This window comes from Acidovorax sacchari (assembly GCF_042847045.1).
GTDB classification, from domain to species: domain Bacteria; phylum Pseudomonadota; class Gammaproteobacteria; order Burkholderiales; family Burkholderiaceae_C; genus Paracidovorax; species Paracidovorax sacchari.
This window is the reverse complement of record NZ_AP035783.1, coordinates 1,058,230-1,079,741: the sequence shown is the minus strand read 5'-3', so window position 1 is coordinate 1,079,741 and position 21,512 is coordinate 1,058,230. Positions and strand designations below refer to the sequence as shown.

Here is a 21,512-nt window from a genome sequence, read left to right as displayed (position 1 = left end):
ACGCCTCAGCGCACCAGCGTGCGCAGTGCGTCGCGCAGCAGCTGGAATTCCGCATCCAGCGCGTAGTGGTGGTTGCCGATGAACAACCCGTGCTGGTCGATCCAGTCGGCATTGACCAGCCGGCCGTGGATCTCATGGTCGAACCACGACATCACCTCGTTCTTGGCGAAGTTGCCCGCGACGATGGGGCGACAGTCGATGCTGTGGGACTGCAATGCCGCCACCAGTTGCTCGCGCCCGAACGGAGCGTCTTCCGAGAGCACCATGCTGAAGCCGAACCAGCTGCTGTCACCGATCTCCTTCTGCGTCCCCAGCATCGGGAACTCCGCCATCAGGGCCTGGAACTTGCGCGCATTCTCGCGGCGGACCTGCACCATGCCCGGCAGCTTGCGCAGTTGCGCCGAGCCCAGCGCACCACTCATCTCCAGCGGCCGGACGTTGTAGCCGGGCAGCACGAAGCGGAAGGACTCCTGGAAGGGGTCGTCCGACTTCTCGCCGCAGACATGGTTGAACTTCGGAAGGTTGCGCGTCCAGCCATGCGCTCGCAGGCAGATGAGCAGGTGGTGCAATTCCTCGTCGTCCGTCACCACCAGTCCTCCCTCCATCGTGGAGATGTGGTGGCTGAAGAACGAACTGAACGTCCCCATCAGGCCGTGGGTACCTGCCTGGCGCCCCTGGAACACGGCGCCCATCGATTCGCAGTTGTCCTCGATCAGGTCGATATCCCGGCCCTCCAGCATCCCGGCGATCCGGTCGAAGGCATTCGGATTGCCGAGCAGGTTCACGGCCATCACCAGCCGCGTGGCAGGCGTGATGGCGGCTTCCAGCTGCTCCAGGTCGTAGTTCAGCGTCTCCCTGTCGATGTCCACGAACTTGAGCCTGAGCCCGTACTGGTAGAGGGGATAGTAGGTCGTGCTCCACGACACGGCCGGCACGATCACCTCGTCGCCCCGGGACAGCCGCCGCCCCTGCTTGCGGTAGAACAGCGCCGCCACCATGATCAGATTGGCCGCGGATCCGGAGCTCACCATCACGGCATGCCGGCTGCCGACGTACTCCGCGAACTCCCGCTCGAAGGCGGCCACCCGGGGGCCCATGGTGAACATGCCGGACGCGATCACATCCTGCAGGGAGGCATATTCCTCGTCGTCCCAGGTCGTGCTCGCCAGGGGATAGCTGTTTGCTGCTGTCATTTGCTTCTGTTCGTCTGCTATGCCGCACCCGACCACCGGCCCGGTGCGTGCTGTTCTTTCAGGAAAGGCCGAGATAGTAGTCGTAGGCCTTGCGCATTCCCTCTTGCAGGGAGGTGGACGCATGCCAGCCCCACTGCCCGGCCAGTGAGGTATCGACGAGCTTGCGCTTCATGCCCACGGGCTTGGTCAGATCGTGCCGGAAGCCGCCCGCATAGCCCACCACCTCCGCGCCCACGCGGTAATAGTCGTTGATGGTGAGATCGGTCCCCAGTCCCACGTTCATCACGGGGGGCAGGCTGTCGAAACGACGGAGCGCCTCCACCATGCAGTCCGCCAGGTCGCCCGCGTACATGAATTCCCGGCGGGCATTGCCATCGCCCCAGATCTCCACCTCTGCAGCCCCGTCGAGCCGGGCCTGGTGGATTTTCTGCAGGATGGCGGGCACCAGATGGGACACGTTCGGCGAGAACTTGTCGTGGCGGCCGTAGAGGTTGCAGGGAATCAGCGTCTTGTAGGAAAGGCCGCCCGGCTCCCGGCTGACGTAGTCGCACAACCGGGCCACCATGATCTTCGCCAGCGCGTAACCCTCGTTGGTGGGTTCGAGTTCGCCGGTCAGCACCATGTCCTCGCGCAGCGGTGTATCCCACCCGCGGGGGAACATGCAGGAACTGCCGAGATTGAGCAGCCGCGGCACCCCGGCAGCCCGGGCTGCCATCACGATGTTGCGCCCCATGTCCAGGTTGCCTAGCAGGAAGCGCACCGGATCGGCCATGTTGGCCTGGATGCCTCCCACCACGCCCGCCGCATGCACGACGGCGTCGGGCCGGTGCTCGGCGACGAAGCGCTCGACACCGGCGTAGTCCAGCAGGTCCAGCGCATCACGGCCGGGTGCGATGACCTCGAACTCTTTGATGGCGGGATGCTCCAGAAAATTGCGCCCCACCATGCCGGTGGATCCGGTCAGAAGAATACGCATGGAGATGTCCGGACGGCCGCCTCAAGCCCTGCCACCGCGCAGGAACCCCTGGTCCCGGCACAGCTGGTCGCGCTCGGCCATCTTGAGGTCCGCCTGGGCCATCTCGCGCACCAAGTCTGCAAACGAAGTGCGAGGCGCCCAGCCCAGCGCCTCGCGGGCCTTGGACGGGTCACCCAGCAGCGTCTCCACCTCGGTGGGCCGGAAATACCGCGGATCCACGCTCACGCGCAGCCGGCCGGCCTCGTCGTAGCCCTTTTCATCGATACCTTCGCCCTGCCAGGACAACGACATGCCCATTTCCTTCGCAGCGGCATCCACGAAATCGCGCACGCTGTACTGGATGCCGCTGGCGATCACGAAATCCTCCGGACGGTCCTGCTGCAGCATCAGCCACTGGGCTTCGACGTAGTCCCGGGCATGGCCCCAGTCGCGCTTGGCGCCGAGATTGCCGAGGTACAGCTGGTCCTGCATCCCGAGCTTGATCCTCGCCAGGGCGCGCGTGATCTTGCGTGTGACGAACGTCTCACCCCGGATGGGCGACTCGTGGTTGAACAGGATGCCGTTGCAGGCATAGATGCCATAGGCCTCCCGGTAATTCACCGTGATCCAGTAGGCATAGAGCTTCGCCGCCGCATAGGGCGAGCGCGGATAGAACGGCGTGCTCTCGCGCTGCGGGATCTCCTGCACCAGTCCGTACAGCTCGGAAGTGGATGCCTGGTAGAAGCGGCATTTCTTCTCCAGCCCGAGAATGCGGATGGCCTCGAGGATACGCAGCGGGCCGAGCGCGTCGGAATTCGCCGTGTATTCCGGCTCCTCGAAAGACACCGCCACGTGGCTCTGCGCCGCGAGGTTGTAGATCTCGTCGGGCTGGATCTTCTGGATGATGCGCACCAGCGACAGCGAATCCGTCATGTCGCCGTAGTGGAGGATGAACCTCGGATCGGGCGTGTGCGGGTCCTGGAAGAGGTGATCGATCCGCTCCGTGTTGATGAGCGAGGTCCTGCGCTTGATCCCGTGGACCGTGTATCCCTTTTCGAGCAGCAGCTCCGCCAGGTAGGCCCCGTCCTGGCCGGTGATTCCGGTGATGAGTGCAGTTTTCATTGGCAATCCATTGGTTTTCTAGAAATACGATTCAGTAGCAGATCAGGGCACGGCGCAGTTTCTGCATCCATCCCAGGCGCTTCTGCCAGGGGACACGGATCATCCAGCCGAAATACGCCATCTGGAGGGAAGCCAGCGCGCCACGCTTGCCGGCAAGGGCCGGACGCCGCGAGACCTCCAATGCCACCCCCTCCTTCTGCGCCCAGCGCAGCGAGTCGGCGATCCAGTGCCCCTTCTCCACGAGATTCACGAACTCGAAAAGGGGCTGCTTCATTCCATAGAAGCCGTCGCTGTAGGAGGTCCGATAGGAACCCATGATCTCGAAATTCCAGGGATTCTCGCCGTCCAGCAGCAATCGGAGCAGATATTCGCGGTCCCAGAATGCCGCGACGGTGGCTCGGTAGGGCGCACCGCGCCGCAATATGCCGAACAGCGGATCGTCCGCCTCGGAATCCGTCTTGATGTGATTCCAGTACTTCAGGTGCATGGCGTCGTGGCGCTCCACGAAATCCACGCAACGGCGGAACACGTCCGGATCCACAGGCGTGGCCACCATCAGGTCCTCGAGCAGCACCATGACCTTGCGGGCAGGTACCTGCTGCAGGATGGACCGGAAGCTGGACGACCAGTCCCGATCCTCGCCCGAGAGGACGGGAATCACGCCCTCCTCCCGGCAGGCCACTTCATTGCTCCCGAAATAGACGGGATGTCCGGCCGCGGAGGGAAACTGCCGCCGCAATTGCGACATGAAAGGCGCCCACAGATCGCTGTATTTGTCGCACGACAGGACGACTATGGCGAAGTCATGCATCCGATGAACCCCTGAACATTGAAACCACGGTCCGGCCGATCCCGGAGCGGCCCGCGGCCATCCAGAACACCGCCGCCAGCACCAGGATCGCCACGCCGGTCACGAGCATCACCCACACCAGATGGATGGGATCGCTCCTGAAATGCCACGCCGCGTAGGCGAGAAAGGGCGCGGCGGAAAACACCAGATAGGCGAAAAGCAGCCGCCCCTGTGCGAGCAGGTAATGCTCCAGCACCATGATCAGCGCGACCGGCACCATGGCCCATCCGTACCAGCGCAGAATGCCCGACGCGCTCCGATAGGCCTCGCCGAAAAGCAGCACCGTGATCTGCTCCGCGAACAGCCAGTAGAAGAAGGCCCCGGCCACCGTCATGACCAGCGTCATGCCGATGGCCTTCACCAGCAGGTGGCCTGTCTCGTTCTTGAGGGCCGTCCCGGCCGCGGCCATGGGCAGCAGAGGCACCACCACCGCGGAAGGCAGGTACATCACGGCCTTGCCCAGTGTGGCCGCGGCCGCATAGTACCCGGCCCTTTCCGGATCGAAGAAGGCCTTCGCCAGCAGCACGTCCACCTGGAACAGGAAATTGAAGGACAGGGTCGCCAGCAGCACGGGGAACAACTCCCCCAGCCCCACCCGGTCCACGGGATTGGACAGGCTCAGGGGCACGTCCAGCCTGCGCCAGCAGTAGGCGATGCTGTAGGCGGCCAGGAATCCACTGGCCAGCGCCAGGCCCAGCGCCGCCCCCTGCACGCCCCAGCCGATCGCCACCAGGGCCGCGCTGCCGATCAGCTTGGCGAGCGGCCCCAGAACATTCAGCAGTGCGATGAACCCGAAATGGTGACGCGCCTGGGCCAGCGCATTCGCCACGGGCAGCAGCAGCATCAGGAACAGGTTCAGCCCGATGAAGACCACGGGCAGCAGGCTCGGAGAGCGAAGCGTTTTCTGCAGGGGCAGCGCCATCAACGCGAAGGCGCCGATTCCGCACAGCCCCAATCCGAGCAGCCACAGCTGGTTCCTCCAGAAGATCGCGCGCACCTCGCCGCTCCCGTGGAGCGCCAAATGCCGCGAGAAAAGCCGGGCCATGGCGATGTTCATCGTGGAGACCGGCACACTGAGGATGGGGACCAGCGCCATCAGCGCGCCGAGCAGGCCATACTCCTGCGGCCCCAGCATCCGACCCATGGCGACGGAATAGGCATACCCGAGGACCCCGCCCAGGATGGACGTGATGAAGAGATAACCGGAAGAACTCAGCAGCTTCCGCCCGAGAGGCGCCTGCTCCGGTGAATCGGCCATCAGCTTTTCTTTCCGCGCTCGGCGCCGGCATCCGTTTCCTGCAATGACAGTCGATTGACGATCACTTCGCTCGCGCTGACCAGCACCGGCGTGGGTACACGCGCGTAGGCCGCAGGATTTTCGAGAAACCGGTCGATGGTGGCTTCATCGAGCTTGCTGAGCACGGCATTTTCCCCAAGGCCTTCAGTCCTCTCCGTCACGTTCCTCAGGATGAGGCACGGCTTCCCGAGGTAGTAGCATTCCTCCTGGTTCGAGCCGCCATCGGTCACCACATATTCCGCGCCGCCCAGCACCTTCATGAAGTCCATGTAGGGCATGCGCTTGGCGAGCCGGATACGGGGCTCCGCCTTCAGCCGGTCGAGAAGCCCCAGGCGTACCAGAGCCACCTCGGTGAGGTGGTGCAGGATGAAGACGCAGGGCGTTTTGTGCGACTGCCGGATGGCCTTCTCGACAAGACTCCTGACCAGGCGCTCGTTGAACAGGTTCTCCTGCCGATGCAGCACGAAAACGAAGTACGGCCCTTCCAGCTCCTGGAGGGGATTCTCCTGGGTGCCGCCGGACGACTGCGCGATCGCCAGCGCATCACGCAGCGTGTTGTCGCCCGTGTCGATCTTCTCTCCACCCAGGCGGCCGAGGTTGCGCAGCGACCAGTCGTTGGGGCAGAAATGGATGTCCGCCAGCCGCGACGTGATCACCCGGTCGATCTCCTCCGGAAACGGATGGAGATAGTTGAATGAACGCAGGCCGGCCTCCACGTGGGCGACGTCCGTCCTGAGCACCTTCGCGAGCAATGCCCCCATGACCGTCGATACCGTGTCTCCATGCACGACGACGACGCTCGCCCCCGGCAGTTGCCGCATGTGGCGCCGAAGCCGCCCCACCGACCGCAGGAGCGTGCGGAAGAACCACAGCAGCAGCGAGACCGCGCTCTTGCGGATCTCCCCTTCGAACAGGACGAGATCCGGCGCCTTCTTGCCGACGAGGGCCAGCAGTTCACTGTGCCGTATGTCGTTCTGGCCCGAAGCCACCAACTGGAACGGAATGCCGCGCCGCCAGCACACCTGCATGACGGGCATCATCTTGATCAGCTCGGCCGTGGTTCCAATGAAGAAATAGATGTTCTTGTAATGCACGTGCTGGGCTTCAGAGATAGAAATCGCGGATCGCGGAAGTGATCCGGGCCACCTGCGCATCTTCCAGTTCGTAGAACAGGGGAAGCCTCAGAAGGGCATCGGTGTAGCGATCGCAATTCGGCAGAGGCCGTCCATCGTGGAGGCCTGCGTAATAGGGACTGCGGTGCAGGCTCTGGTAGTGAAAGACGGCGTGGATGCCGGCCGACTTCAGGTGCTCGATCAGCCGCGAGCGCTCTTCCAGGCTGCCGCACACGACGTAGAACATGTGGGCATTGTTGGTGGCATACCCGGGCACGAAAGGCAACGACAGGATGCCCCGCTCCGCCAGGACCTGCAACTGGTCGCGGTATTGCGCCCAGATCGCCAGGCGCCTGTCCTGGATCGTGCGCAATTGCTCGAGCTGCGCGAAAAGGAACGCGGCGGTGACATCCGACGGCAGGAACGAAGAGCCGATATCCACCCAGCCGTACTTGTCCACCTCGCCCCGCCAGAAGGCCGAGCGATTGGTGCCCTTTTCCCACACGATCTCCGCGCGCAGTTCCAGCGCGGCACTGTTCACGCAAAGCATGCCGCCTTCGCCGGAAATGATGTTCTTCGTTTCGTGGAACGAAAAAGCCCCCAGGTCTCCGATCCCTCCCAGCGGCCGTTCCTTGTAGTAGGAATCGATGGCCTGCGCGGCATCCTCCACGATCATCAGATCGTGCCTGCGGGCCAGCTCCAGCAACGGGTCCATGTCGCAGGCAACCCCCGCATAGTGGACGGGAACGATGGCCTTGGTCCGGGGAGTGATCAGCGCCTCGACCGTCGCGCAGTCCATGTTGGGCTCCCGCGAGCCGCTGTCGGCGAAGACGACACGGGCACCGCGGAGGACGAACGCATTGGCCGTGGACACGAAGGTGAACGACGGCATGATCACCTCGTCACCCGGCTCGATGTCGCTGAGCAGCGCAGACATTTCCAGGGCGTCGGTGCACGAGGAAGTCAGCAGGGTGCTGCGGAAGCCGAACCGCTCCTGCATGAATGCATGGCACCGGCGCGTGAATCCGCCGTTGCCGGATATCTTGCCGGACGCGACCGCCTGCTGGATGTAATCCAGTTCACGCCCGGTCATGAACGGCTTGTTGAAGGGGATCGATTCCATTACTGCGCCTTGGTCCAGCAGTGGAACGTGTGCACTGCCTTGTAGATGTAAAACCCGTGTCCTGCCACGCCCCGCAATGCACTGGCATTGCGCAGGTGGGTGGAATATTCCATCTGCGCATAGCCATTCGCAGCCGTCCACGAAAGGGACGCCCGCAGCAATGCCCCGAAGATTCCGCGCTTCTGGAAACCAGGGTCCACGGCGAAAAGCATTCCATCGCAACGCGCATCATCCAGGCGGCGCATGGCCGCGAATCCACAGATGCGGGAAGCCTCGTCCTCGTACACGAGGACGCTGTCGGCGACGCCAGGCTCCTCGACGGCCCGGCGGGCCCAGTCCGGATAGATCTGGTCGGCAGCATGCCCGTCCAGCCGGGCGTCGGAATGATAATGGCCCACGTAGCCGCGAAACGCCGCGCGCGCAACGTCCTCGACGGCTGCAGCGTCCGCGGCGCACGCCTGCCGCACGGACCTGGGCGCACCGTCCAGGTTGCCGGCATCGACGGGCCGGCGAAGATAGACCAGGGTGTCCATCAACCGGAAGCCGCGCTCCTCCATGGCATGCAATACGCTGACCGCATCGGCTGGGCACCTCGCGATGAGGAGTTCGAGCTGTTCCGACTCGGCCGCCGCCAGCGCCGTGTCCACCTCCTGAACATCGGAGATACTGGCTTTCCCGATCCTTCTGGAAAACCGGTGGCTGTCGAGCGGGGAGAACAGCATGGCCTCACTTCCTCCCGATGACGGACTTTTCATCGTAGCTCCTCATGGCAGGAATATGGCCGGCGACTTTCAGGGCCATGTAATAGCATATCTTCCAGGCGGTATAGAGCGTCAGCAGCGGATGGGAGAGATAGAGCACCTGGCGGCGGGTGATGGCCAGCCACAGTCCGTCGGCCAGCGGCAGCACGACGGAAAACGCATAGGGCAGGAACAGGTACTTGCGCAGCGCGAGACCACGCGGCTGGAACGACTGCCGCCCCGTGAAGCCGGCGGCACCCACGCCGTCCGTATGGAAGATGTTGTTCTTGATCCTCCAGCGTATCTTGGCCAGGAATTTGGACCAGGTATCGCCGGAATAGTGGCGCAGTGGATTGTTCCTGGCCACGGCGAAGGACTCGCCCCGGGCGTTCAACAGGAAGAACAGGTGGCAAAGATCCTGCGGCCGTTCGATCAGGCGATGGGCTTTCACGTATTCGATGTCCGTCGCCACGCCCGCAGCCAGGTTCTCGATGAACAGGTCCCTGTTGGACTCTCCCGCTGCAAACACGCAGGCATGCTCGGTCTCCGCGACCATGCGGGCTTTCCTGCGGACCGCCGGCAGGTGGAACCCCATTCCCCTCGACTGCCGGTACATGAAGAAGGAGAAGGGTTCCCCGAACTCGTTGATGTACTCGTTGACGAGGGGATATCCGGGCGGATTGATGTATCCCGAGCTGTCGATGGTCCTCACCTGAGGGAATTTCCCGAAGGTCGCCACGATCTGTTCGAACGCCTCCGGGTTGACGATTTCCTCGTCATGGTCGAGGTACATCAGATACTTGCCCCGAGCCGCCTGGAATCCAAGAAACTTCGCATGCACGGGTTCCGTCTGCGGGTTGTCGATGACCCTGCATCCGAGGCTCTGTGCCAACTCCCTGGTCGCGTCCGTCGATCCACCATCCACGGCCAGGATCTCGATGCGATCGCCGGGATAGGTCTGCTTGCGCAGCGCGCCGATCACCATGGGCAGGAGCCTGGTGGAGTTGAACGTGGCGATGACCACCGTAATGAGCGGCAGGTTGTCAGTCATGGTGCAGATCCGGTTCGGCAGTATTCACGGCGGCTTCAACCTTTCCCGGCAACGGCTCGGGCATGAACACCCTTGATGGCGTATACGCTGATGTCCAGGGACCGGCAGAGCAGCGAGTTGCCGCACTCCCGTTCAGGCACGCGGTGCGTGCCCAGGAACTGCAGCCGGGGATCCATGGCCAGCCCTTCGTTGATGGCGGCGGCATCTTCCAGGATGCGGTTGTATATGACGATCCGGTTGATGCCGTTCGCAGCCAGATTTGCCACGGTTTCGGGATCCCCGATATTTCCGAAAATGGGGCGGGCCTCGGAATCCCTGGAGAACAGGCGAAGATCCTTCCCACCCGCGATGGGCTTGCGGTGCACCACCTGTCCCAGCGCCTCGAACAGCGGGGCCGTTCCCCAGTTCAGGTTCGAATACACCATGGGATAGCTCGCCACCGCGCTCGCATCCTCGTCCGCCTCCAGCGACTTGTAGACGCTGGCCACCTGGCTGAAGTCGGTCTTCTGCGTGACGGTGGGCGAGCCCGGAAAGACCTCCCACACATAGAACGCGCAGAAAACGGCCACCACTGCCGGCAGATGCCAGGAAGACCTCCAGCGCAATCCCGCGCAGAGTATCGCGAGCAGCAATCCCGCAAAAAAGGAAGCCAGCTGGACGATGCGGGACACGCCGCGGAACATGTCGAAAAAGAAGAAATACGCGTGATTGACGAAGCGCAGGGCCGGAAAGTCCGACGAGAGCACCACGGCCAGAAGGAAGCACAGCAGGAAGGGCGCCCAGTACCGGTGCCTCCAGCTGTCCCTGGACAGGCAGGCGATGATCAGCACGGATACCAGGGAATATCCGAGGAAGGCCCCCACGTCCACGGGCGCCGAGAACGGATAGAGCTTGGAAGCCACTCCCGGCACGAGGGGCACGCCCTGCTGGAAGATGGCGCTTTCGAGCCCGCCTGCGGGGCGGACGAGATTGGACTGCACCGGGTTCGTCACGAGGAACCACTGCTGCTGTATGAACTGGATATTCAGCCCGAACAGGAAAACGCCGCTGAGCACGCAATAAAGCGCCAGGCGAGCCGCGATCTGCCGCAGCGGCCAGGGCTGCATCATCAGGATGAGGGGCGTGAACAGCCAGCCGTAGAACGCCCAGTAGGGATTGATGCGGAACTGGATGGCATTCAACACGCACGACACCAGCAGGTACCTCAGGGCACCGCCTTCCAGGTATTTCAGGAAGAACAGGTACACCAGCGGCAGCAGCCAGAAGTGGTTGTTCGACATCGATCCCCGCGACAGCATCAGGAAGTATCCCGAGAACGCGAAGACGACGGCGCCCGCGAAGGCCGCGGCATGCCTGCGGGTCAGGTGCCAGCACAGCAGGTACATGGCATAGGCAGACAACGGATAGGCAAGGAGCGCCGACACGTTGATGACGCGGATCAGGTCGCGCCAGGAACCACCCGAGACCTGCACGATCCATGCGCGGATGTCATCGAGCAGGTTGTCGAACGGAAAGGGCGACAGGTCGTAGCCGAACGGGTAGCTGAGGTCGTGCGCGATGCCGATGCTCGAGAAAATATGCCCCGTATGCACCTTCAGCCAGATGAACCACAGCGTCCCGTCCGTGTCCACATCGGGCATCGAATAGACGGAGGAAGGGTCCACCAGAACCCAGCGATGGGCGAACAGCGCAGCGGTGAAGGCGGTGAACAGCACCAGAACGGCCACATGCCATCGCCACCCCATGGCGTCAGGCACCCGTGCAGGAGCCATGCGGGCCGCAGGCAGGACGCCTTCAGCCACGTAGCTGCTTTCAGCCCTGGCGCTCATCGGCAGACCCGCGCTCGAAATTCAACCGTTCCCGGATGATGTAGACGGGCCGGTGGATCGCCTCGGTATGGATGGCGCCGATGTAGAGGGACATCAACCCCATCGCCATGAGGACGAGGCCGATGAAGAAAGTGTTCGCCACCACCACGATGGCCAGCGGCGTATAGGCATGCTGCTCGGACAGGAAATAGGACGTCAGCATCCACGCCAGCAATCCCCCGCTGAGCAGCGTGATGAAGGCGCCGATGTAACCGATCAGCCGCAGGGGAAACAGTGAAAAGGAGGTGATGCTGGATACCGCCATCTTCATCAGGCGCATGTACGAATAGCCTGGCACGCCGGCCTCGCGCGCGCCGGCATGGAATTCGACGTACACCTTGCGGAACCCCATCCAGTCCATGATTCCCCGGAACATCGGCTGACGGTCCGTGACGGTCCGGAATGCGTCCACCACCTTGCGGTCGAACAGCCGGAAGTCGGTGGTTTGCGACACCATGTCCAGCCCGGAGATCTTGGACATCAGCCAGTAGTAGCCGTGCGAGCCGATCCGGCGCAGCAGCGGCTGCTTGTCGATGCCGGTCCGGATCGTGGCGACGATGTCCGCCCCGCTGCTGCGCCAGGTCTCCACCAGCGTGGGGATCAATTCGGGAGGGTGCTGCAGATCGGCGTCCATGCAGATCACTGCATCCGCATCCGTGGAATGCACTCCGGCCGTCAGTGCCACTTCCTTGCCGAAATTGCGCGAGAAATCGATCACCTTGATGTTGTCGTGGGCCGCGGCCATTTCCCGCAGGACATCCATGGAACGATCGGAGCTGCCGTCGTTCACGAAGATGAATTCCACGGAGATGTCGGGAATCTTCTCCACCGCACTCGCCGTTCTTCTGTGGAGATTGGCGATGTTCTTTTCCTCGCAGAACACCGGCACCACGATCGCTATTTTTTTCACCATTGCTCCAAACCCCTTCACCCGTTTCCTGCAGGCATCTCGTCGACGCAATTCAATGGCCGGGAGCCACCGTCCCGGAAAGGAAGCCTCAGCGGCCGTATGTGTCGTGGAGGCGGACGATGTCGTCCTCTCCCAGGTAGCTGCCCGACTGCACCTCGATGATCTCGAGGGGCACCTTGCCAGGGTTGGCAAGGCGATGCACGTGACCCAGCGGAATGTAGGTGGATTCGTTTTCGCCGAGCAGGAAGGTCTCTTCGCCCTTGGTGACTTCAGCCGTTCCCTTCACGACCACCCAATGCTCCGCGCGATGGTGGTGCTTCTGCAGGCTCAGGCTGGCCCCCGGATTGACGACGATGCGCTTGACCTGGAAACGGTCGCCGCTGTCGATGGCGTCGTACCAACCCCAGGGTCGGTGCATCTTGCGATGGTTGTGTGCAAGAGCATGTCCATTCTTGCGCAGCAGCGCGACGATCTGCTTGACGTCCTGGGTGCGCCGCTTGTCGGCCACCAGAACCGCGTCGGGGGTTTCGATGACCATGATGTTTTCCAGGCCTACGCCGGCCACCAGCCGGCTGCTGGACAACAGCAGTGCGCCGCTGCAGTCGTGCGCGACCACATCGCCTACCCGGGCGTTGCCCTCGCCATCGCGCGACAGCGTTTCCCACACGGCGTCCCATGCGCCGAGATCCGACCACCCCACGCTCATCGGCACCACGCAGGCCGGGATGCCCAGGTCGGGCATGGCGGGAAGGCGCTCCATCACGGCATAGTCGATGGAATCCGAAGGACAGGCATCGAACGCCGCACCGTCCGGCCGCACGAAATCCAGATCCCGCTGGGCCTCCTGCATGGCGGTTTCGCAAGCAGCGGTGATGTCGGGCCTGCAATGCCGCATCGCTTTGAGCCAGACGCTGGCGCGCACCATGAACAGGCCGCTGTTCCAGAGATGGCGCCCCCCTTCCATGTATTGCAGCGCCCGCGGAGTATCGGGTTTCTCGGCGAAGCTCTGCACACGGTCGATGCCGGGCGCATGCGCCGCGCCACGCTCGATATAGCCATATCCCGTCTCGGGACGGCTCGGCACGATGCCGAAAGTGACCATGGCCCCGGCACAGGCATGGGGGAAAGCGCAGGCCACGGCGGCCTGGAATGCGGGAAGGTCAGCGATCGCATGGTCCGCGGGCATGGCAAGCATGACCGGGTCGCCACCGTCCGCCAGCGCCTGCAGGGCCGCCAGCGTGAGGGCCGGGGCCGTATTGCGCCCCGAAGATTCGAGAAGGATCCGGGCCTGCCCGATACCTGCGGCCATCAACTGGCTGGCGGCCAGGAAGCGGTGCTCCCGGTTGCACACCACGATGGGCGCTGGATCCACGGGACACCCGGCGGGAAGCCCGTCGAGCCGCAACGCGGTTTCCTGGAGCATCGTGCGCGTTCCCGCGAGCGAGAGGAATTGCTTGGGATAGGTTTCCCGGGACAGGGGCCACAGGCGCGTACCGGAGCCGCCACACAGTATGACGGCAAGCAGTTTGTCATTCATAAAACGAAGAATCGGATACGGACCCGCGGCGCAGGCTTTCGTTGTCGGCTTCCAGCAGGGCGAGGCGCTGGTTCAGCCTGCGCACATCCCTTTCGATCCTGGTGTTCACCATGTCGGCATGCAATGCCTTCACCAGCAGAACCATGCAGGCGAGCAGGAGGAGCAATGCCGGGGGATAGCTGATGCCCACCACCAGCGCCAGGCGGTCGATGAGCCCGGGCCATGCGCCCAGCAGCGCAGCCGCGCAGGCGACGACGACCCAGAAAAGGCCGTGCATCAGATAGAGATGGTCCCTACGAATCAGGTAGAGAATCAGCGCTGCCAATCCGATGCCCAGCAGAGCGGTAGTTACTTGCAGTGAAGCCATCGGTTTCCGTTGTTTATTCGAGCGCGAAGCCCCGGCTGGCGACCGCAGGCCTGCCAGCAGGCGAGCGCACAGCCGGCCATCCGCAACGCTGCAACCGCTCCCCGCCGCTCCTTTGGAGGCAGCGATTGTAGTCGCGCAGCAAGACAGCCGATCCACGGGCGGCCTCCCTGGCCCCGGCCACGCCGGCACGGCCGCCGATCCAGCTGCATTCCTGGGAAAACGGAGGCGAAAAGCCCGAATTCACAGTTCTTGTCGGACCTCACCGCAAACACAGGATGTTACATTGCATGCCTTTGCGCCGGGCACACCCCGGGAGGGGGTGGGAGTTCCGATTTCCACCATGCATTCCAATGCAGGCGACGCTCTGGGACCGCCTGCCACAGGGAGCACCATCAATGGTGCATATCGATCGAGACATGGCGCCACTGGAAAACTACGGCCGGGAGCCTTCCGCATTGCGGAGGTACGGCTCTGCGCTGGTCCTTTTCTCCTGCCTGACCCTGCTGCTTTTCTCGCACCGCTGGTGGAGCGTCGATCCCTTTTCCGTGTACTCGATGCCCGACGTGGATACGGACGGAACGCTGTGGTTCATCTGGCTGAAAGCCCATTCGGGCCACCTTTTCACCAGTGTCGAGCTGACGCCGCTGCTCACCTACCCCTTCGGCTTCGACCTGAGCCCGTTCCCGTTCGACAACCTGATCGACGATCTGCGCTCCGCGGCGGTCAAGTGGTCCGGGGGCGGTTGGCGCTCTGCGGTATTCGTCATCAACGCGTCTGCGCTGGTGGCGTATCCGCTGGCCGCGATGACCATGTACCTGCTCTGCTGGCACATCACCCGGCGGCACCTGTCGGCCCTGGCCGGTGCGGTGGTTTTCGGTTTTTCCGGCTACTTCATCATGCTGTCGCGGGGCTCCATGGCCAACAACCATTTCTGGCTGTTGCCCCTGGTATATCTTTTCTTCATCCGATACTGCGAGAGCCGACGCTGGCACGAACTGCTTATCTCCTGCATCCTTACCGGAATACAGTTCCGCATCAATCCGTACTGGTCGTTCTACGGATGGCTTTTCACCCCGGTATTCCTTGCATTCACGCCATTTCCATGGAAGACAAAAGCCCTGGACCTGCTCAGGTATTCCGCGCTCAGCGGTCTGGGCCTTTTCCTGCTCAATATCCAGTTCATACAGCAGCAGTGGTACCTGATCACCAATCCGGCCATGGCAGGACTGGTGCGACCGCCGGGTGAAGTACTGTCCGCGATATTCGAACAAGGCGCAGAGTTCATGCCGGGCATTGCTCCGGCAATCTACCCCTTTTCCGCCCCGATGGACGTCGGGGCATTCCTCGGGTACTCACTGCTCCTGCTGCTCACCTTGGCCTGCTTCAGAAAGGCGGCCTGGAACCACCCGCTCTTCAAGCCGGGCCTGTTGTGCTTCGCCGGCGCCGTCGTCCTCTCGAGCTACATTCCCGCGCTCACCGCCGTGAATTTCCTGTATTTCTCAGTCTTCGACATGTTCCGGGGGGTCTCCAGGGTCGTGCAGCTCGCCGCTTTCTTCGGCGGAATCATCGCGGCCATCTATCTGTCCACGTACCGGAAGCACTCCGCGCGTCTTTGGCTGGGTGTCGCCGCCGTGCTGGCCTGGTACCTTGCCGAGGTGTACCCCGGGTCGCCCACGCTGCGCCAGAAGACCGATTTCGCGCAGGTGGCTGCCGTCTATGGCAGCCTGGCCCTGGATGGCGAGGCGACCGCCGTCGCCAGCTATCCCATGACCTACTACAACCAGAGTTGGGGTACGGCCCCCCTCTTCGAGGTCATCGGTCAGGTGGTCCATGAAAAACCCCTGGCCGGCGCCAAGGACCTGCGCCTTTTCGAGAGCGATCCCGAGGCGCGCCCCCTGTTCGGAGACATATCCGATCCCCGTACCGTCGAAACGCTGGCGCGCCACGGCATCAACCGCATCGTCCTGTACAACCGGCTGATCGACGGAGCGGAAACAGTCCACCAATTGCTTTCCTCGAACCCCAGGGTCGCCTTCATGGGCCGCCACTCCATCGATGAACGCGATTGCGGCATCTCCCTCGTCTGCAAATCACTCGACATCAGCATCTACCGAATCAATGGCGTTGTTGCGCCCGCAAGCGTTCCCTTGCCGGTCGGCCGCCCTTGAAGCACCTGCTTATTGAAAAATGAACAGCAACGCACTCATCCTCGGCATTTCGCCCCAGCACACGTCGTCCGTCAGCGTGACAGACATGGAAGGAAAAATCCTTTTCGCGGCATCGGAAGAGCGCTTCAACCGGATCAAATGCTACAACTCGATCCCGCTGGATGCGCTCTCTCATGTGGCACGCCATTTCGATGTCTCGCGCATCGAAGGGGTGGCGATCGCCGGCGGCCACCGGTTCCGCAAGATCGACTTCCTGCCTTCGGACCAGCAGGAAAGAAGCCTGCGCAACCCGTTGCTGCTTCCCCGTTTCCTTTCCAAGAAGGACGGGCGCACCGAATGGCACGGCGTCCTCAAGGGATTGGGCATAGCGGCAGCCCCGAACTGGTATGACCATCATGAATGCCATGCGGCAAGTGCGTATTACGCGTGCGGCATGGATGACGCACTGGTGGTCACCATCGATGGCGGCGGCGACGGTCTGTCGCTCACCATATCCCATGGGCGCCAGGGCACCTTGCGCCGCCTGAAGGAATTCAAGGAGGATGCTTCCCTCGGATTCTTCTACGGCGCCGTCACCAGCGGCCTCGGCTTCCGCATCTTCCGCCACGAAGGCAAGCTCACCGGCCTGGCCGCCTATGGCGACCAGTCCCGGCTGTATTCCGAATTGAGCGACCTTTTCCAGATCAGCACGGAGGGTGGGGATGTGGAAATCCGTTCGGCCCTGGTGGAAGCGATGTTCAAGCCGGACTTCCCCGCCGAGCACCTGTTCCTGGCCAGGAACTATGCCCGCTTCCTGAGCGGCAAGGTCACGCTGCAGCAGTTCAGGGATGCCCTCAACAACTACCGGCCGGGCACCGCGTTCCGGAAGCATTTCGGGGGCAGGCAGTACACGCAGGAAGACATGGCCGCGGCAGCGCAGGCCGTGCTCGAGGACAGTGTGCTGAAGCTCGTGCGCCATTATCTCCAGCAGACCGGCTGCTCGAACCTGGTGCTGGCGGGCGGGGTGGTGGCCAATGTCAAGCTGAACCAGCGCCTGTTCAACATCGAAGGCGTGCAGAACATCTTCGTGGCCCCCTACATGGGCGACGAAGGCCTGTGTGTCGGTGCGGCCTACCTTCATCTGAAGCAGCGCTCCCCGGCCTTCGCTGGCAGGACTCTCGACACCATGTACCTCGGCCCCTCCTACGGAACCGAGCGGGTGGAGCAGGCACTGCAGCAGGCGGGTATCCAGGAAATGGAGCGCATCGATGATCCCTCCGCCCGGGCCCGCCGCATCGCGGAACTGATCGCGCAGGACCGGGTCGTGGGATTCTTCAGCGGCGCAATGGAGTTCGGGCCGCGTTCCCTGGGCGCCCGAAGCGTCCTGGCGTCCGCCAAGCAATACGCGATCAACGATACGCTCAACAAGCGCATGAAGCGCTCCGAATTCATGCCTTTCGCACCGGTATTGCCCCATGAGCGGGCGGGGGATGTCCTGGCAGGCAAGCTGGCCGGCTCGGAGTTCGCCGCAGAGTTCATGACCATCACGTATGACGTCCAGGAAAAGTACCGGCAGCTCGCACCGGCCGTGGTGCATGTAGACGGTACGGCGCGCCCGCAGTTGATCAAGAAGGAAAAGCATCCGGTCTATCACGACGTGCTGATCCATTACGAGAAGTTGACCGGCATTCCGATCCTGGTGAATACCAGCTTCAACATGCACGAGGAGCCGATCGTGAACACACCCGAGGATGCCATCCGGGCCTTCAGGCAAGGCTGCGTGGACACCCTTGCCATCGAGAACTTCGTCGTCTCCTGAATGGCGGTCCCGCAAACCCGCATGAAGAACTCCCTCAGGGCCCACGGGCAGCGGGCGGGCAAAATCCTGCGGGCGGCCGGCGCCCTCCTCGGCCTCGCCGCGGGCATGGCGTGGGCTGCCGGCGAAACGACGCTACCGCGGCGGGAAATCACGTTCGGAGATCCCCTGGTGTCCAGTTACTGGGGGCAGAAAATCCTGCAGCTCGCTCCTGCAGAGCCCCTGCCACAGGGCAGCTACCGCGTCAGGGCGGAGATCGTTCCCAGGATATCCGGTGCGGGGAAGCCGGACGACGGAATTCCACTCGTACCTGCCGGCGCTGCCCGGCCGGACCAGAGTGGCGTGACCCAGGAATTCCTGGCACCCAGCGGCACCCGACTGCAGGATTTCACCGAACTGCTGGCGGAAACCGAGGACCGGCGTGGTTGCCGAGCGGACTGGTCCATGGAGTTCCAGTCTGCCGGGCCGGGACAGAGCCGGCGCATCGTTCGGCTCGGCGATGACGACCTGCAGGCTGCAGACGCAACGGTCATCATGGCAGAGCAGCCGGACCACCTCGAGTGGGTCCGGAAGGGCCTCGGCTATCTCTTCAGGCGGGAACTCGGACTGGCGCCCGACCAGCGTTGGCGGTACGCACAGGACGGAGGGTTCACCGTCATCCAGCGGCGCCTGGACATACCGCTGCGCGATGCCCACACCATCGAACTGGAGTTCCCGGGCGGAACCGTGCTGAGCGGCGTGAACCTGTCGATCTCCAAAGGCCCCGGGCGAAAGGCCCATCAGTTGCTGTCGGGTGGCGAATTCACCAGCCGCACCGAAGACGATGGAACACGCACGCGCGTATCGCTGCACCTGGGCAGTGCGCTCGCGGACAGGGCGCGATGGGGCGATGCGCCCCATCTCTCGGAAATCCTGATTTCCTATCAGGGCAACGAAGCGGACGTGGCCCGAGCCAGGCCCCTGCGCAGCATGCGTGTCCTGGGAGAGCCCACGCGCGACAGCGTCACTTCGCCATCTGCGCGGATCGACCACCTGACAGACGCAGCATCGGGCAAGCGCCTGCAACGGCGGTACTTCCCCACGGAAGGTATCGACAGGACGCCAGGGAATGCTGAGCAGTTCGCGGGGATGCTCCTGCATGTTCCGCAGGGTTGCGAAAACGGCATCTTCCGCGCCAGCCTGATCAGGCCGGAAAGCGCGCGACCCGAGCCCGAGTTCCTCGCAGGCGTTCGCAGGCAACTGGAGAAGATGGGCGGGCCGTTCCTGCGGGCGGACTCCGCATCGCGGGAGTGGCTGCAGTACGTGCAATGGCTGCCGTTCGCGGCGGCAGACACCGAAATGCGGCGCCTCCCCGGACCGGACGCCGCAGCCGAACTTCCGGGCTGGGGAGTGCGCCTGCAATGGAGTGGGGCCCATCCCCGCCTGGCCATTGCCAGGGAAGGGCTCGTGGCCTCCGGGCTCGGAACGGCCCGCATGGATTGGGCCTTCCACGCCATTGCCCGGCCGGATCTGCACGTCTATGCCGACATGCCATCGGGAGCCCTGCAGTTCAACTCTCTCGACGCGGAACTGCAGCTGGAGTCCGGGGCCATATCCCGTTTCCAGCTCACACCGAACCGGGCTCAGCCGCTGCCGGCAGACATCCCGGCAGGCACGCGTATCCGCGGCCTGTCCATCACCTTCCAGCCGTCCGGTTCACCACAGGACTGGACGCTGGCGAGCCTGGGCATTTTCCGACCCTACCTGGTCCCGCAGGGCGATCTGGCGAGCCAGCCGCGACCCGGCTGGGCCTTACGGCCCCTGCCGCTCGCTCCGGACGAGGGGATGCTCCCCGGCGGAACCTATCGGTGGACATCCCATCCGTCCGGCCTCCGGGCAGGCGACCTGCTGCAAGCCCGCATCACGCACACCTTCGGCACCTTGCCACGGGAAGCGTGCTGGCTGACCGTGGAAGCTACAGGCGAACGGGGTGGCCAGGCACGCACCACCTTCTGCCCGTCCACGGCGCAATGGCAGACCGGCCTTTCGGCGCTGCGGCAAAGCGGCAGCCTCGCGCCGGACGAGCCGCTGAGCACACTGGTCTGGTCAGCCCGTCTTTCCGCGCCCCCCCAGGCCGGCGGCCTGCAGGTTCTGCTCGGCACAGCCGCGCGACCGTCGGTGCTGGACACGCTCTCGCATGGACTTGCATTGCAACTGGAGCGCGGCGCTCCGCCTCTGCGGCCAGTCGGCGGTTCGCCCGCCTCGGTTCCCGCGCTGCCGGCTCCGGTATGGCTGGACTACGGAGCCTGGAAGCCCATGGCAGACCGCCCCCCGGCGGACCACCCCTGGCAGGATGAAGACCTGTTCGAGTTGCGCCGCATTACCTGGGTGGCAGATCCGTCGCTCTGGCCGGCGCTGGAGGAGCAACGCAAGACCCGGCTCCGTCAATCGGTGGCAGCCTTTCCCCAGCCCGAGGCGGGGCTTCGCCTGCAAAGTGCGTGGCTGGCCCTCTTCATCATGGCAGTCGTGCTGGCCACGGCCCGCAGCCAGGGGCTGGGGCGCCTGGCGATGCAGTGGTGCCGGCCGTTCCGCATCTGGGCGGATGGCATGCGGGACTGGATCCGCACGTCCGACATGCCACAGGCGTTTCCACACGCTAAAGCCATGTTCACAGCAGCGGCCACAGGGCTTGCACTGCTCTGGATGTGGATGGGTGGGCGCAAGGACGCGGAAGCCCCGTGGTTCCTCGCTGCAGGCCTGCTCGCGACCTTGACGGTGTGCGTGCGGCTATGGCCTGCGGCACCGGACTCGCGCCTGCCCGGGCCTTCATTGCGCCCGGTCGTCGCATTGCTCTGGTTCGCGCTTCTGGCGTGGCTGCTGGGACATCTGGGACCTCCGAAACAGTTTCTCGCCCATGCGAGCCTGGTGCTGGCCTGCGTGCTCTGGACCGGCTTCTCCGTGTCCACCGCTCCCGCGGCGAGCCTGCGTACCATCGCATGCCATCCAGGCTTCCTGCTGATGCTCTCCAGCCTGGGGCTGTATGCCCTCGGCCTGTCGGCACCCGCCATCGTCCGGAGGGAAAACGTCTGGATCACCATGGGCGCCATTGTTCTGGTGGCTGCCTGGTGGCAGGCGGCACGGGGCCTTCTCCCCGCCCTGGAGGCCCGCGGCTCACGCTGGGCATGCGCGCTGCGGCGTGTGCCCGGGGGGGGACTTCTTGCGGGTGCCGTGGCTGCGCTGGCACTTTCCTGCGCTGCGCTGTGGCTGGGGCAAAGCGTACTGGCCGCCCACCTGAGCACGCTGTTTTTCTATTTCTGGTGCGCTGGGGCGGCCGCCACGGCGATCGGTGCCTGGGCTGTCCGCGACAGGCCCGGCAGCAGCACGGCTTCGGCGACGGCCCCCAGAGGACTGGAAAGCCGGGACCCATGATGCAGGCACGGTGAAT

General features: G+C 63.8%; 16 protein-coding genes. 3 read left to right on the top strand and 13 right to left on the bottom strand.

Translation table 11 applies throughout. From position 1 onward, the window contains the following. Positions 1–5: 5 nt before the first annotated feature. The 13 genes from ACGHC0_RS04860 to ACGHC0_RS04800 form a co-directional block, all read right to left on the bottom strand. Complete coding sequence (locus tag ACGHC0_RS04860) at positions 6–1,193, bottom strand: DegT/DnrJ/EryC1/StrS family aminotransferase (RefSeq protein WP_368354231.1); 1,188 nt, start codon at positions 1,191–1,193, stop codon at positions 6–8. A gap of 58 nt (positions 1,194–1,251) precedes the next feature. After that, on the bottom strand, positions 1,252–2,169 hold the full coding sequence (locus ACGHC0_RS04855; protein ID WP_368354230.1) for a GDP-L-fucose synthase family protein: 918 nt from the start codon (positions 2,167–2,169) through the stop codon (positions 1,252–1,254). 21 nt (positions 2,170–2,190) lie between these two features. Continuing rightward, positions 2,191–3,270 carry a GDP-mannose 4,6-dehydratase gene (gene gmd, locus ACGHC0_RS04850; protein WP_368354229.1) on the bottom strand — a complete coding sequence of 360 codons (1,080 nt, stop codon included), beginning with the start codon at positions 3,268–3,270 and terminating at the stop codon, positions 2,191–2,193. A 31-nt stretch (positions 3,271–3,301) separates the two neighbouring features. Beyond that, entirely contained in the window at positions 3,302–4,081 is a 780-nt protein-coding gene (locus tag ACGHC0_RS04845; protein ID WP_368354228.1) for a hypothetical protein, read from the bottom strand. After that, positions 4,074–5,378 (bottom strand): oligosaccharide flippase family protein, encoded by a 1,305-nt coding sequence (locus ACGHC0_RS04840; protein WP_415267582.1) that lies wholly within the window; start codon positions 5,376–5,378, stop codon positions 4,074–4,076. The genes ACGHC0_RS04845 and ACGHC0_RS04840 overlap by 8 nt, the downstream gene beginning before the upstream one ends. Further along, a complete protein-coding gene (locus ACGHC0_RS04835; RefSeq protein WP_368354226.1) occupies positions 5,378–6,511 on the bottom strand; it encodes a UDP-N-acetylglucosamine 2-epimerase in 1,134 nt (377 codons plus the stop codon). The genes ACGHC0_RS04840 and ACGHC0_RS04835 overlap by 1 nt, the downstream gene beginning before the upstream one ends. A gap of 10 nt (positions 6,512–6,521) precedes the next feature. Next, positions 6,522–7,652, bottom strand: coding sequence for a dTDP-4-amino-4,6-dideoxygalactose transaminase (rffA, locus tag ACGHC0_RS04830; RefSeq protein WP_415267581.1), 1,131 nt, complete (start codon positions 7,650–7,652; stop codon positions 6,522–6,524). Further along, on the bottom strand, positions 7,652–8,374 hold the full coding sequence (locus ACGHC0_RS04825; protein ID WP_415267580.1) for a GNAT family N-acetyltransferase: 723 nt from the start codon (positions 8,372–8,374) through the stop codon (positions 7,652–7,654). Before ACGHC0_RS04825 ends, rffA begins: the two co-directional genes overlap by 1 nt. A 4-nt stretch (positions 8,375–8,378) precedes the next feature. Then, on the bottom strand, positions 8,379–9,443 hold the full coding sequence (locus ACGHC0_RS04820; RefSeq protein ID WP_368354223.1) for a glycosyltransferase family 2 protein: 1,065 nt from the start codon (positions 9,441–9,443) through the stop codon (positions 8,379–8,381). 35 nt (positions 9,444–9,478) lie between these two features. Beyond that, positions 9,479–11,272 (bottom strand): hypothetical protein, encoded by a 1,794-nt coding sequence (locus tag ACGHC0_RS04815; protein WP_415267579.1) that lies wholly within the window; start codon positions 11,270–11,272, stop codon positions 9,479–9,481. After that, positions 11,256–12,221, bottom strand: coding sequence for a glycosyltransferase family 2 protein (locus tag ACGHC0_RS04810; protein WP_415267578.1), 966 nt, complete (start codon positions 12,219–12,221; stop codon positions 11,256–11,258). The genes ACGHC0_RS04815 and ACGHC0_RS04810 overlap by 17 nt, the downstream gene beginning before the upstream one ends. Positions 12,222–12,309: 88 nt before the next feature. Further along, positions 12,310–13,758 carry a mannose-1-phosphate guanylyltransferase/mannose-6-phosphate isomerase gene (locus ACGHC0_RS04805; protein ID WP_368354220.1) on the bottom strand — a complete coding sequence of 483 codons (1,449 nt, stop codon included), beginning with the start codon at positions 13,756–13,758 and terminating at the stop codon, positions 12,310–12,312. Continuing rightward, positions 13,751–14,125 (bottom strand): DUF2304 domain-containing protein, encoded by a 375-nt coding sequence (locus ACGHC0_RS04800; protein ID WP_368354219.1) that lies wholly within the window; start codon positions 14,123–14,125, stop codon positions 13,751–13,753. Before ACGHC0_RS04800 ends, ACGHC0_RS04805 begins: the two co-directional genes overlap by 8 nt. Positions 14,126–14,520: 395 nt before the next feature. Here ACGHC0_RS04800 and ACGHC0_RS04795 point away from each other — a divergent pair, with 395 nt between their 5' ends. The 3 genes from ACGHC0_RS04795 to ACGHC0_RS04785 are packed head-to-tail and all read left to right on the top strand — an operon-like array spanning position 14,521 to position 21,496. After that, entirely contained in the window at positions 14,521–16,293 is a 1,773-nt protein-coding gene (locus tag ACGHC0_RS04795; protein WP_415267577.1) for a hypothetical protein, read from the top strand. Between the two features lie 19 nt (positions 16,294–16,312). After that, a complete protein-coding gene (locus tag ACGHC0_RS04790) occupies positions 16,313–18,091 on the top strand; it encodes a carbamoyltransferase (protein WP_368354217.1) in 1,779 nt (592 codons plus the stop codon). 21 nt (positions 18,092–18,112) lie between these two features. Beyond that, positions 18,113–21,496, top strand: coding sequence for a hypothetical protein (locus ACGHC0_RS04785; RefSeq protein WP_415267576.1), 3,384 nt, complete (start codon positions 18,113–18,115; stop codon positions 21,494–21,496). Positions 21,497–21,512: the final 16 nt, after the last annotated feature.

Coding starts and splice junctions, on each gene's coding strand:
- ACGHC0_RS04860 (WP_368354231.1), bottom strand. CDS start 1,193: ATGACAGCAGCAAACAGCTATCCCCTGGCGAGCACGACCTGGGACGAC.
- ACGHC0_RS04855 (WP_368354230.1), bottom strand. CDS start 2,169: ATGCGTATTCTTCTGACCGGATCCACCGGCATGGTGGGGCGCAATTTT.
- gmd (WP_368354229.1), bottom strand. CDS start 3,270: ATGAAAACTGCACTCATCACCGGAATCACCGGCCAGGACGGGGCCTAC.
- ACGHC0_RS04845 (WP_368354228.1), bottom strand. CDS start 4,081: ATGCATGACTTCGCCATAGTCGTCCTGTCGTGCGACAAATACAGCGAT.
- ACGHC0_RS04840 (WP_415267582.1), bottom strand. CDS start 5,378: ATGGCCGATTCACCGGAGCAGGCGCCTCTCGGGCGGAAGCTGCTGAGT.
- rffA (WP_415267581.1), bottom strand. CDS start 7,652: ATGGAATCGATCCCCTTCAACAAGCCGTTCATGACCGGGCGTGAACTG.
- ACGHC0_RS04825 (WP_415267580.1), bottom strand. CDS start 8,374: ATGCTGTTCTCCCCGCTCGACAGCCACCGGTTTTCCAGAAGGATCGGG.
- ACGHC0_RS04820 (WP_368354223.1), bottom strand. CDS start 9,443: ATGACTGACAACCTGCCGCTCATTACGGTGGTCATCGCCACGTTCAAC.
- ACGHC0_RS04815 (WP_415267579.1), bottom strand. CDS start 11,272: ATGAGCGCCAGGGCTGAAAGCAGCTACGTGGCTGAAGGCGTCCTGCCT.
- ACGHC0_RS04805 (WP_368354220.1), bottom strand. CDS start 13,758: ATGAATGACAAACTGCTTGCCGTCATACTGTGTGGCGGCTCCGGTACG.
- ACGHC0_RS04800 (WP_368354219.1), bottom strand. CDS start 14,125: ATGGCTTCACTGCAAGTAACTACCGCTCTGCTGGGCATCGGATTGGCA.
- ACGHC0_RS04795 (WP_415267577.1), top strand. CDS start 14,521: ATGGTGCATATCGATCGAGACATGGCGCCACTGGAAAACTACGGCCGG.
- ACGHC0_RS04790 (WP_368354217.1), top strand. CDS start 16,313: ATGAACAGCAACGCACTCATCCTCGGCATTTCGCCCCAGCACACGTCG.
- ACGHC0_RS04785 (WP_415267576.1), top strand. CDS start 18,113: ATGAAGAACTCCCTCAGGGCCCACGGGCAGCGGGCGGGCAAAATCCTG.